Genomic DNA, 10,661 nt, shown 5'->3' with positions numbered 1-10,661 from the left:
GTGCGCCGGATCGAATAGAAAGGCCGCCGTCATCGCCCGCCCGAAAAGCCGTGCATCCGCCGCGCCCATTGCAGCCCGATCACCGCGCCCTTGGCGGGCTGGATCATCAGCGTCGCCAGGATCAGGGCGAGCCCCGGCCACAGCGTCATCTGCACCCACATCGGCATGTCGAATCGCAGATTGGCGGCGACGACGAACGGCACGAGGATATGGCCGAGGATCAGCACCACCAGATAGGCGGGCAGATCGTCGGCGCTGTGCAAGGTCCAGTCCTGGCCGCAGCCCGGGCATTGGCCCACCGGCTTCAGGAAGCGCGCGAACAGCGCAGCCTCGCCGCACGCCGGGCATGCGCCCCGGGCGCCGGATATCATTGCGGTCCGCACATCGCGTCGGGTATCAGGACTGTCGTGGGTCATGCCGACGCCTTAGCAGAACAGACTGCACGTTGACCAATGGCCTGTCCTTGTCGCAATCGGCGGGCGGATCAGGCGATGGCCATCGGCAGATGCCCAACGCCGCTCGATCCCACGGATGGAAAGCCCGGCTTTCCTCGACCTTTCTGTCCTCATGCTGACCATTCTGTCCTCATGCTGACCATGCCGTTCACCCCTACGCATTCTATAGTGGAGACAGAAAGGAGACAGATTGTGCCCGAGATACTTTGACGGAGATCAGCATTCGGGGTCTGAAAGGCTCCGACAAGAATCCCAAGTTCTTTGATACCAAGACACCCGACTTCGACATCCGTGTCGGGCTGAAGACCAAAACGTGGATCGTCATGTGCGGCCACAACCGCAAACTCGTCACCATCGCGAAATACCCGACCTGTCGCTGGTAGAAGCCAGGACGGAGCGAACTCAAGCTTGTCTCGAACGCTTCAGGAGACGGCACCAGAAGCATTTTCCGGCTCCTCATCCTCTGAGGCACCCGGAACGAGGAAACCTGCGTCCTGATCGCCTCAAGGAGAAACGAGCTGCGTTGGGTCGATATGCGACCTTTCTAGGCAATATCATTTCGAAATAGCAAACCTCTGATTTAACGCGCTTTCCTTGAAAGCACGATGCCCTTCCTTCGGGGAAGGGCATATTTTCAATCCATAACGGATAAGAAACAGATTGATATTATGGCTCATCTGCCTCGACATCGATAGATCCATATTCTGATACTCGTCTACTGCGCGTGTTTGCACCTAATATTGCATCGGTTCGACTATCGATAAGATAGGATCCATCCCGTGCGGCGATGAATGTTTTGGCGACACAGGGTTCGTTGGGGGAAACAATGGGAGCTAGAGTTTGGCATATTGGCGCCACTTTGCTGTGCATAGCGCTAACGGGCTGCCTCGGAAACGGCGACGATGTGGCCAGCACATCGAGCAGCGTTAGAACGTCGATGGTTCCGGCTAGCGTTCCATATTACGTCGACTTGTGCGGTCCCGAGGCTGATAAAAGCTATCGCCTATTTGCGCCATCCAAACTGAAGGGCTGGCTGGATGCCGAGGACGTGACAGATGGTCACGACAAGGTCGCGCAAGCGCGGGGAAACTGCGCCCTTCGCAGAAAAATCGCGAATGGAAGTCCAATTACTGTACGTTTGCACCGGGTCGGTATTGGTGGTTTGGCCAAGTTCAATCCCGCGGGGCAGTGCAAGAAACATTGCAGGCGGGATATTGCGATTGTCCTCGACTTCAATGGCGCTAAAGCCTTGCAGAAGCCAATCGTCGCCTTTTACCAGACGGACGTCCCGCCCGAAGGCAACCTTCAATTCCTGAATCAGGTTATATTCTCACAGAATGAATGGTTCTACCTCTACCCGCCGAGTGTACGAGTAAGACTATACGATGTTCGGGATGATAAAGATGCAGCCTTGCGCGCCAATCTTGAAGCGATCAAGAAAGGCGCGAGCTTCATTAGCTCCTACATATCGGGAGCGGCGGCCGCTGGGCCAATCGTTGATACCGCCGTGCAAGTCGCGGATCAGCTCATTTCAGGTAAGCACAATCGCGCAATCTTGGATATGTCGTTCCAGCTCTTTCCAAACGAGCAGCAGAAGGTCGAACCGGACAATACTACATCGGAAAAATCGTCTAGTGAAGTAAGTAGTGCCCAACTCAGTGATGCTGAAGTTAAAGCACTTCAGCGCGAATTGGGATCAGGTCTCAAAATAGATGGTAAACCCGGCGCGAAGACGCAAGCGGCTCTCCGCGTAAAAATACCTGACCTCGGCACTCTTCCGGTAGATACACCCGCATTCAATAAGGCGGTTCGCCAGCATCTTGTCGCCGTTGTCAGCAAACAAAATCCACAGGCGCAGGACGCTACCTTCGCAACACCGGTATACGCTTCGCAATTTATCGTGTTCGACGAAGCCGCACGAACTCGTCCGTGCGTTCCACCGGTATCGAATAGTGACGATCCACAACCCCGCGAACGTCTTAGCAAGCTAGAATCCTCGCAGCGTCGGCGTAACTTGGCCGGGATGCCCCTGCCTGACTATCGGTTCGTGCCTGACGGCCTGAGGTACGGCGGAGCCCGTGTTTATTCGATCAACGAGAATTCAACCGCTTTTTGCTTGTTAGAGACGGCATATGTAATTTTTGAAATTACGAAAGATTCAACCAATGTTGCGGCCGATGTCGCCAAACGCATATCGGATCTCCAAGCAAAGTTCGCTCCCAGTCAGGCAGTCAGCGAAGACGCCGTAGCATCGCTGAACGCCGCGAGGGTGGATGCTGAACTTGCGTTGGCTATTGACCGACTAGAAAACGTACGCGGCGCTGACCAGTTGCAATCGATGCTGCGGAAGCTGGGGAATCTTGTGAATGAAGCCAAGGTCGCCACAATTCCTGATCGTCCGTTGTCACCTTTGCCGAGCACGCCCTTCCGTTATCGCGCCTTCCGGCTGACGAAAGACTATTTGGATTGCTCCCTTTCAGACCTCATCACCGGCGATCAAATATTGACCTTAGCGAACGCCCTGACAGACGAGGCTTGGCAAGGCGTCATCCGCGAGGAAGGTGCTCCAACGCCGTATTTTGGTAAAGAGGCACATACACTCAAGCTCGCATGCCCCGTGACCGAGCCCGACCAGCCAGCCGATGACAAGGATAAGCAGCCCTCTGCTGCTGCACCGGCTGCGGACACAGCACCAGAAGGCGGAACTCCGATCGGTTAGCTTACGAAAATATCGTTACATAAAGGGGAAGCCCGCCGATCTGGCGAAGTACGCGGGCTTCATGGTACGGTTGCTCGCCCAAGGGTGAAACCTTGAGCCTCGCGAGGCTCCAGAGATGGCGTTCGCGATGGATAGGTTGCTCTCAAAGAAGCAGGTGCGTGCGGTTGTGCTGTACAGCCCTGCCCACATTGCCCGCCTTGAGGCGGTCGGACAATTCCCCAAGCCGGTAAGTCTCGGCGTCGTGACGTGCGTACAAACATATCCTTTCACAATATCGCCGCCTACGACGGCGATCGGGGTTGCAATAGGACACAAGCAGGTTCGGTACACCGAAATCGCCTGCCAACGTAGTAAGGGCATCGGCACGGGTCAAAACCATGTGGTGCGGCGTAGCTTCTGCCCCTTCACATACCAATCCGATTTGCTAAGAGGGTCCGGCACGACGTCATGCGATGCTCGAGGAATAAGAGACAAAAAAGAGACAAATTACTTTCAAAAAGTCTCTAAGTGATTGAAATGCGGGTGTAGCTCAATGGCAGAGCAGAAGCTTCCCAAGCTTACGACGAGGGTTCGATTCCCTTCACCCGCTCCAATTTTCGGTCTCAGGGAATCCCCAGCAGCGTTGCAAATCCACATATGCCCCGCTGCGGCCTTGCCGATCCGATAATCGCATTGGCCTAATCATGCATTGAAGGTCCCACCATCCGGACCGCGCGACAGCCTACGGCCCCAGCCTGCCCAATATCGTGATCAGTCGCTCGATATCGTGCCGATCATGATACAGCCCCAGGCCGATCCGCAACACATCGCCCCGCACATCGACAATCACCTGCTCCTCATCGAGCGCGGCCTTCCAGGCCGCGGCGCGTGGGGAACGGAATGCGAGGAAGCGGGCCTGCGCTGGTCCGCCTGGCGGGTTGAGCAGCTCGGCGCTGCCCAGCGCCGTTGCATCGACGCACGCCAGCAATGCAGCGCGCAATGCAGAGACGTGCGCGCAGATCGACTCCGTGGAGTGACCTTCGGCATCGAGCATGTCGCGGACGGCGACGAAACGGTACAGTCCCGACGGGTCGAAGGTTGCGCCAAGGTAGCGACGCGCATCCTGGGCATAGCCCACCGTCCCCCGCGGCAAGGCGAGATCGTCGAACTCCGCATACCATCCGCTGACGATCGGTCGTGGTCCGAAGCTCGCAGGAGCATGCATGAGCGCCACGCCTTCGCCCGCCATCGCATATTTATAACCGCCGGCGAGGTAGAAGACGCGATCGGCGAAAGCGGAGAGATCGGTCTCGATCGCCATGAAGCCATGATATCCGTCGATCACCACCCATGGTCCCGCCGCATCTGCGAGCTCGGCCAGTTCACCCAGGCGATCGAACACAAGGCCGCTGCCGAACATGACATGGCTGACGAATATCAGGTCATGCTCGCCACTTCTTGCGCGGGCAATGAAGCGCTCGGCGAAACCGTCTCCCGTAACGGGCACAGACTCCAGCACGATCTCGCCCGCCTCCGCCCAGCGCGCCGCCTGGCGGCGAAAGCTGTGAAACTCGCCCTCGCTGGTCAGCACCCGTAGCGGACGCGCGGCGGGATGCGACGAGACGAGGCGGACCAGAAGCTCATGCGTGTTCGGTGCGAAGACTATGCTCGTCGGATCGGGCAGCCGCAGCTCAGCGGTGACATGGCGTTGCGCCGCGGGCCAGACTTCGCCCATCACGCGATCCCATTTGCGATCGGCAAGGCGCGCCGCATCCTCCCATGCTGCCATCTGGCCGGCGAAGCTTGCGTCCGGCCAGAGGTGATGGCTGTGCGCCGCCATGTGCAGGCGACCCGGCGCCGCGGCGAGCGCACGCTGGAACAGATGCTTGTGATCCGGCCGTGCCGCAGGGCCATTCACAACTGCGTTCTCAGGGACCAGAGTTCCGGAAAGGCGCGCTTGACGACGGTAGATTGAAGATAAGCGACCCCGGCCGTCCCGCCCGTGCCCCGCTTGCCGCCGATGATGCGCGACACGGTGAGCATATGCGTGTGCCGCCAGATCGCCAGCGCCTCATCGATGTCCACCAACTTCTCGGCGAACTGGTACAGCTCCCACCAGCGGCCCGTGTCGCGATACACCTCGGCCCAGGCGGCCTCCACCGCCGGATCCGGAACATAGGGCTGGGTCCAGTCCCGCTCGAGAATGTGGTCCGGCACGGCAAAGCCCGCCGCGGCCAGCGCGGCATTGGCATCGTCCCAAAGCGACGGGGCATATAAGGCGGCTTCGAGGACAGCGTGCGCGTGCGGAGCCTCCAGCTGGTGCTCGAGGTGGCCAGCCTCCTTCAGTCCGAGCAGGAACTCGACGGTACGGAACTGGTAGGACTGGAAGCCCGAACTTGCCCCGAGGACGCCGCGGAAGCCGCTATAGTCGCTCGGAGTCATCGTCGCGAGCACATCCCACGACAATGTCATGACCGCCTGGATACGCGAGATTCGGGCGAGCGACTTATAGGCCTCCACCAGCAGGCCTGTCCGTGCGAGACGCTTTGCCAGCATCAGCTCGGCGATCATCTGCTTGAGCCATAACTCCTTCGTTTGATGGATGATGATGAACAATAGTTCGTCATGCATGTCGGACAGGGGCTTCTGGGCAGAAAGGATGACATCGAGCGCCAGGTAGCCCGCGTAGGAGACGGGATCTGTGCCATCGTCACCAGGTGTTTGCCTGCCGGTCATCCTGCCTACATGTTGATCTTTAATGCCGTCCGAGTCGAGCCCGGCGGCCGACCGCGGATCGAAGCCTGGATCGAGCTGCGCCGAGACGGCTGGACCGAATCATCTCGCGGGACTAGGAAGCGCCTCCGTGGTTCCGTAGCTCAGCCGGATAGAGCGCCACTTTCCTAAAGTGGGCGTCGGGGGTTCGAGTCCCTCCGGGACCACCAAACCCTCTCCTTTGCCAACCGCTACACGTCCGGCGAACGCCGGCGGGCCCCATAGTCAGTTCTTCGACTCGGGGGGCACCACCGGCAGCAGCAGCGGCGCGACCGGCACGCCTTCCTCGATCAGCGCCTTGGCTTCCTCGACGGTGGTCTGGCCGTGGATCGGCCGCGCGTCCTGTTCGCCCAGGTGCATCGAGCGCGCCTGATCGGCGAAGCTGGGGCCGACATAGTCGGATCCTTCGAGCATCCTGGCCTGCACCTCGGCCAGCTTTTTCACCATCGCCTTGAACTCGGCCGGCGACGGCACATTAGCGGCGGCTGGCACGACGGCGGTCGCCGCCTCGCTGCGGCTGTTGCCCTTGGCACCGACATTGGGCGCCATCACCGCCTTGTCGATGTCGGTCGATCCGCAATAGGGGCAGCTCACCAGCCCGCGGGCCTTCTGCTCCTCATAGTCGGAAGAAGAGCCGAACCATATTTCAAACACATGACCCGCACTTTTGCAGCTGAGATCGAAGACAATCATGCGCTGATCTCGACCGGCGCGATAGCTCGGCGATGCTGGAGAACCGGCACCCGAGCCCGAATGTCGGCAAGCCGGGCCATATCCAGATCGGCAAAGCCGACGCCCTCGCCCTCGCCCATGTCGAGCAGGACCTCGCCCCATGGATCGACCACCAGCGAATGGCCGTAGGTGGCGCGACCGTCCTCATGTTCGCCGGATTGCGCCGCCGCGATCACGAATGCTCCGGCCTCGATCGCGCGGGCCCGCAGCAGAACATGCCAGTGCGCCCGGCCGGTCGGCACGGTGAACGCAGCCGGCACCGACAATATCTCCGCGCCGGCGTTGCTCAGCGCGCGATAAAGGTCCGGGAAGCGCATGTCGTAGCAGATCGACAGGCCGATCCGGGCCCAGGGCGTCGCCGCAACCACGCTGCGCTCGCCCGGCGCATAGGCAGCGGACTCGCGCCAGCTTTCTCCGGTCGGCAAGTCGACATCGAACAGATGGATCTTGTCGTAGCGCGCGCGGATCGCGCCCTTGTCGTCGATGATGAAGCCGCGGTTGACCAACCGGCCATCGGACCCGCCGGTCAATGCCAGCGAGCCGAGATCCACCCACAGGCCCGCATCGGCCGCCGCGGTACGGACCGCCGCCAGCACCGGATCGCTCGCCTCGTCGTGCAGATGCTCGGACGCGCGAGCCCGCTTCTGATCGAGCAGGCCGGACATTTCGGGGGTGAACAACATGTCCGCCCCGCCGGTCTTCGCCCGGCGAATCGCCTCGACGAGGGATCGGGCATTGGCGGCGGGATCGATCCCCGTCCGGCTCTGGTGGATCGCAACGCGCATCAGGCGGTCAGCAGTGGATCGAGCTTGCCGGCGCGATCGAGCGCGAAGATATCGTCGCAGCCGCCGATATGACTGCCGTCGATGAATATCTGCGGCACGGTGTAGCCCCCGTTCGAACGGTGCAGCATCTCGGCCCGCTTCGCACCGCCCGAACTGATGTTATATTCCTCGAACGCGACGCCCTTCACATCGAGCAGCGCCTTGGCGCGCGAGCAATAGGGACAGAAATCCTTCGTGTAGATCTCTACTTTGGGCATGCGGCAGGGTCCTTCTCACCGTCGAAATGTTGTCGGGCCGGCGGAAAGTCAATGCGCCAGGTCCTGCGCGACATCCTCATCGCGCACGACGCGCGCCCAGCAGAGCACCTCCACCCGCGTCGCGCCGGCACGCTTGAGCGCCCTGGCGCAGGCGTTGACGGTGGCGCCCGTGGTATAGACATCGTCGACCAGCAGCACCGGCCGCCCGGCCACAGCCGCCTTGTCCCGCACCGCGAAGGCGCCGCGCACCGCCCGCGCGCGGCGATCCGGCCCCAGCCCGCGCAGCATCGGCGTCGCGCGGGTGCGGGACAGCGCGTCGAGCAGGAGGACATGGCCCGATTCCGGGAGCAGCGCGCGCGCGATCAGCGCCGACTGGTTGTAGCCGCGCGACCATACCCGCCAGCGATGGAGCGGCACCGGCACGATCAGCCACTCGCCATCGCGTGCCATGTGCCGTCGCATCTGCGCAGCCATGGTGCGGGCGATACCCGGCCGCCGTCCATATTTGAGCTTGAGCGCCAGCGCACGTGCGATGGCTCCATAGGCGACGGCCGCCCGCATGGCGTCGATCGGCGGTGGGTCGGCATGGCAGGCGCCGCAAAGCGCACCCGTGCCGGGATCGACTTCGAACGGGGCGCCGCATCGTGCGCATTGCGGATCGCCCAGGAAAGCGAGCGCCGACCAGCAATCGATGCAGAAGACGTCGACATCGGGAGTGATGGCGCCACAGCCGGGGCAACGCGGCGGCAGCGCAAACGCCACCCCCGCCCCGATCACCGCCTTGACGCCCCGGATCAGCCCCATGGAGCCTTGTCATGCAACCGGCCCGGCGGCACAAGCGCCGGCGATGGACCAGCCCGAGATTTTCGACCGGACACTGCGACGCCTGCGGCGGGATCGCGCCGCGCCTATGTTCGCGGATCATGGTTTCCTCATCGAGCATATGGCCGACGAGCTGGCCGAACGGCTCGCGATGGTTACACGCGCGTTCGACAGGATGCTGGTGCTGGGCAGCCATGACGGGCTGCTCGCCGAACGCCTTGCAGCGCCCGAACGCCGGATCGTCAGCGCCGACGCGGGTTTCGCCTTCGCCCACGCCTCTGGCGGCGTTCAGTGCGACGAGGATCGCCTGCCCTTCGCTGATGCGAGCTTCGACCTCGTGGTGTCAGTGGGTGTGCTCGACAGCGTGAACGATCTTCCCGGTGCGCTCGCGCTGATCCGGCGGGTGCTGCGGCCGGACGGCCTGTTTCTGGGTAGCTTTGCCGGCGCCGGCAGCCTCGCCTGGCTGAAATCGGCGACGCTCGCGGCCGACAGCACAGCCAGCGGCGGCGCGGTGCCGCGCATCCACCCCCAGATCGACGTTCGCTCGGCGGGCGATCTGCTGTCGCGTGCAGGGTTCGCACTGCAAGTGGCCGACAGCGAGCGCCTCGACATCGGTTATGGCGATCCGCTCCGGCTGATGCGCGACCTACGCGGGATGGCCGCCACCAACATGCTGGTGCAGCGCGCGCGCAAGGGGCCGGGGCGTGCCTGGCTCGTCGAGCTGTTCCGACAATTCCAGACTGCAGCCAGCCCCGACGGACGGCTGCGCGAAACCTTCGAACTCATCTACCTGACGGGCTGGGCTCCCGCTCCCGATCAGCCCAGGCCTGCCCGAAGGGGCAGCGCCACCGCCTCGCTCACGGAAGCGCTCCGTCCGAAATCCTGATTGCCAGCACCTAGGGCAATGCATAGGTGTTCAGCATATCGTGGAGAGATCATGTCGATAATCGAGAGCTTCCAGATCGCAGTTCCGCAGGCCGAGATCGACGATCTCCATCGTCGACTGGACCATGCCCGCTGGCCGGAGGCGGAGCCTGTGGACGACTGGTCGCAGGGCGTACCGCTCGCGAAGGTCCGGGCACTCTGCGATTACTGGCGCAATGGCTATGACTGGCGGCGCTGCGAAGCCCGGCTCAATGCGCTGGGCCAGTATCGGACCGAGATCGATGGTCTGCAGATCCACTTCATGCATGTCCGATCCCCTCATCCCGATGCGCTGCCACTGCTCCTGACCCATGGCTGGCCCGGGTCGATCATCGAGTTCCTGAAGGTCGTCGGGCCATTGTCGGATCCCACCGCGCATGGCGGCAGGGCCGAGGATGCCTTCCACCTGATCATTCCCTCGCTCCCCGGCTATGGCTTTTCCGGCAAGCCGGCGGAAACCGGCTGGAACGTCGAGCGCGCCGCCCGCGCGTGGGCGATCTTGATGGACCGGCTCGGCTACGATCGCTATGTGGCGCAGGGTGGCGATTGGGGCTCCGCCGTCACGACGAAGCTGGGCGCGCTCGCCCCGGCGGGTCTGGCCGCGATCCACCTCAACCTGGTGAGCGCCTTCCCCGATCCGAGCGATCAGTCGGACTGGACGGCGGAGGAAAAAGGATATTGGGCGTCATTCGCCGCCTTCCAGAAGGAGGAGACCGGCTACTCGACCGAGCAGATGACCCGGCCGCAGACGATCGGCTACAGCCTCGTCGATTCCCCGGTTGGCCAGGCCGCCTGGATATATGAGAAGTTCCACGCTTGGACTGATTGCGGCGGCGATCCCGAAAATATCCTCAGTGTCGACGAAATGCTCGACAATATCAGTGTCTACTGGCTGACGGGCAGCGGCGCCTCATCCGCGCGGCTTTATTGGGAAAGCCTGGCCACCACCTTTCTCCCCACGAAGGTGCTGGTGCCCACCGGGTGCAGCATCTTCCCCAAGGAGATCCTGCGTGCCAGCAGGCGCTGGGTGGAACGCAACTATCCGAATATCGTCCACTGGAACGAGCTCGACCGGGGCGGCCATTTCGCGGCGTTCGAGCAGCCGGAACTCTTCACCAGCGAAGTCCGCGCCTGTTTCCGGCCGTTCCAGCAGGTGCGATGAATCGCCTATGGACTTGCCAAGCCTGTTCGATGTATCAGCGCGGCGCAATGACGC

At 62.1% G+C, this 10,661-nt stretch carries 11 protein-coding genes and 2 tRNA genes; 6 read left to right on the top strand and 7 right to left on the bottom strand.

Going from position 1 to position 10,661, the window contains the following annotated elements; translation table 11 throughout:
- Positions 1-29: 29 nt before the first annotated feature.
- A complete protein-coding gene (locus AC1DPF_RS00170) occupies positions 30-416 on the bottom strand; it encodes a DUF983 domain-containing protein (RefSeq protein ID WP_477866606.1) in 387 nt (128 codons plus the stop codon).
- Positions 417-661: 245 nt separating this feature from the next.
- Between AC1DPF_RS00170 and AC1DPF_RS00165 the strand changes: the two genes are divergently transcribed.
- From AC1DPF_RS00165 to AC1DPF_RS00155, 3 genes are all read left to right on the top strand, one after another.
- A complete protein-coding gene (locus tag AC1DPF_RS00165) occupies positions 662-838 on the top strand; it encodes a hypothetical protein (protein WP_477959090.1) in 177 nt (58 codons plus the stop codon).
- Between the two features lie 404 nt (positions 839-1,242).
- Positions 1,243-3,174, top strand: coding sequence for a hypothetical protein (locus AC1DPF_RS00160; RefSeq protein WP_477959088.1), 1,932 nt, complete (start codon positions 1,243-1,245; stop codon positions 3,172-3,174).
- A gap of 518 nt (positions 3,175-3,692) precedes the next feature.
- Positions 3,693-3,766 (top strand) — tRNA-Gly (locus AC1DPF_RS00155).
- Between the two features lie 129 nt (positions 3,767-3,895).
- Here AC1DPF_RS00155 and AC1DPF_RS00150 read toward each other — a convergent pair.
- The gene (locus tag AC1DPF_RS00150; protein ID WP_477959086.1) at positions 3,896-5,071 is read right to left on the bottom strand and encodes an aminotransferase class V-fold PLP-dependent enzyme; all 1,176 of its coding nucleotides are present in this window, start codon (positions 5,069-5,071) and stop codon (positions 3,896-3,898) included.
- Positions 5,068-5,889, bottom strand: a complete 822-nt coding sequence (locus AC1DPF_RS00145; RefSeq protein WP_477959084.1) for a tryptophan 2,3-dioxygenase — start codon at positions 5,887-5,889, stop codon at positions 5,068-5,070. Before AC1DPF_RS00145 ends, AC1DPF_RS00150 begins: the two co-directional genes overlap by 4 nt.
- Positions 5,890-6,018: 129 nt before the next feature.
- Here AC1DPF_RS00145 and AC1DPF_RS00140 point away from each other — a divergent pair.
- A tRNA-Arg gene (locus AC1DPF_RS00140) sits at positions 6,019-6,095 on the top strand.
- Between the two features lie 55 nt (positions 6,096-6,150).
- Here the strand turns inward: AC1DPF_RS00140 and AC1DPF_RS00135 are convergent.
- Genes AC1DPF_RS00135 through AC1DPF_RS00120 form a run of 4 tightly spaced genes read right to left on the bottom strand, consistent with a single transcriptional unit; the run spans position 6,151 to position 8,503 of the window.
- The gene (locus AC1DPF_RS00135) at positions 6,151-6,618 is read right to left on the bottom strand and encodes a DUF1178 family protein (RefSeq protein ID WP_477959082.1); all 468 of its coding nucleotides are present in this window, start codon (positions 6,616-6,618) and stop codon (positions 6,151-6,153) included.
- Entirely contained in the window at positions 6,615-7,442 is an 828-nt protein-coding gene (locus AC1DPF_RS00130) for a carbon-nitrogen hydrolase family protein (RefSeq protein ID WP_477959080.1), read from the bottom strand. Before AC1DPF_RS00130 ends, AC1DPF_RS00135 begins: the two co-directional genes overlap by 4 nt.
- A complete protein-coding gene (gene grxC / locus AC1DPF_RS00125) occupies positions 7,442-7,699 on the bottom strand; it encodes a glutaredoxin 3 (protein WP_477866618.1) in 258 nt (85 codons plus the stop codon). The genes AC1DPF_RS00130 and grxC overlap by 1 nt, the downstream gene beginning before the upstream one ends.
- Before the next feature lie 48 nt (positions 7,700-7,747).
- Positions 7,748-8,503: a ComF family protein gene (locus AC1DPF_RS00120; protein ID WP_477866620.1), complete on the bottom strand. Its 756-nt coding sequence runs from the start codon at positions 8,501-8,503 to the stop codon at positions 7,748-7,750.
- Here AC1DPF_RS00120 and AC1DPF_RS00115 point away from each other — a divergent pair.
- Together AC1DPF_RS00115 and AC1DPF_RS00110 are read left to right on the top strand one after the other, a co-directional pair.
- Positions 8,502-9,407 carry a methyltransferase domain-containing protein gene (locus tag AC1DPF_RS00115; protein ID WP_477866622.1) on the top strand — a complete coding sequence of 302 codons (906 nt, stop codon included), beginning with the start codon at positions 8,502-8,504 and terminating at the stop codon, positions 9,405-9,407. The genes AC1DPF_RS00120 and AC1DPF_RS00115 overlap by 2 nt on opposite strands.
- 51 nt (positions 9,408-9,458) lie before the next feature.
- Positions 9,459-10,607 carry an alpha/beta fold hydrolase gene (locus tag AC1DPF_RS00110; protein WP_477866624.1) on the top strand — a complete coding sequence of 383 codons (1,149 nt, stop codon included), beginning with the start codon at positions 9,459-9,461 and terminating at the stop codon, positions 10,605-10,607.
- The last annotated feature ends 54 nt before the right edge of the window (positions 10,608-10,661 follow it).

This window comes from Rhizorhabdus sp. P4_G6, assembly GCF_056401045.1.
Note: the sequence above shows the minus strand (reverse complement) of the source record. Positions and strands in the feature narration are given on the sequence as shown.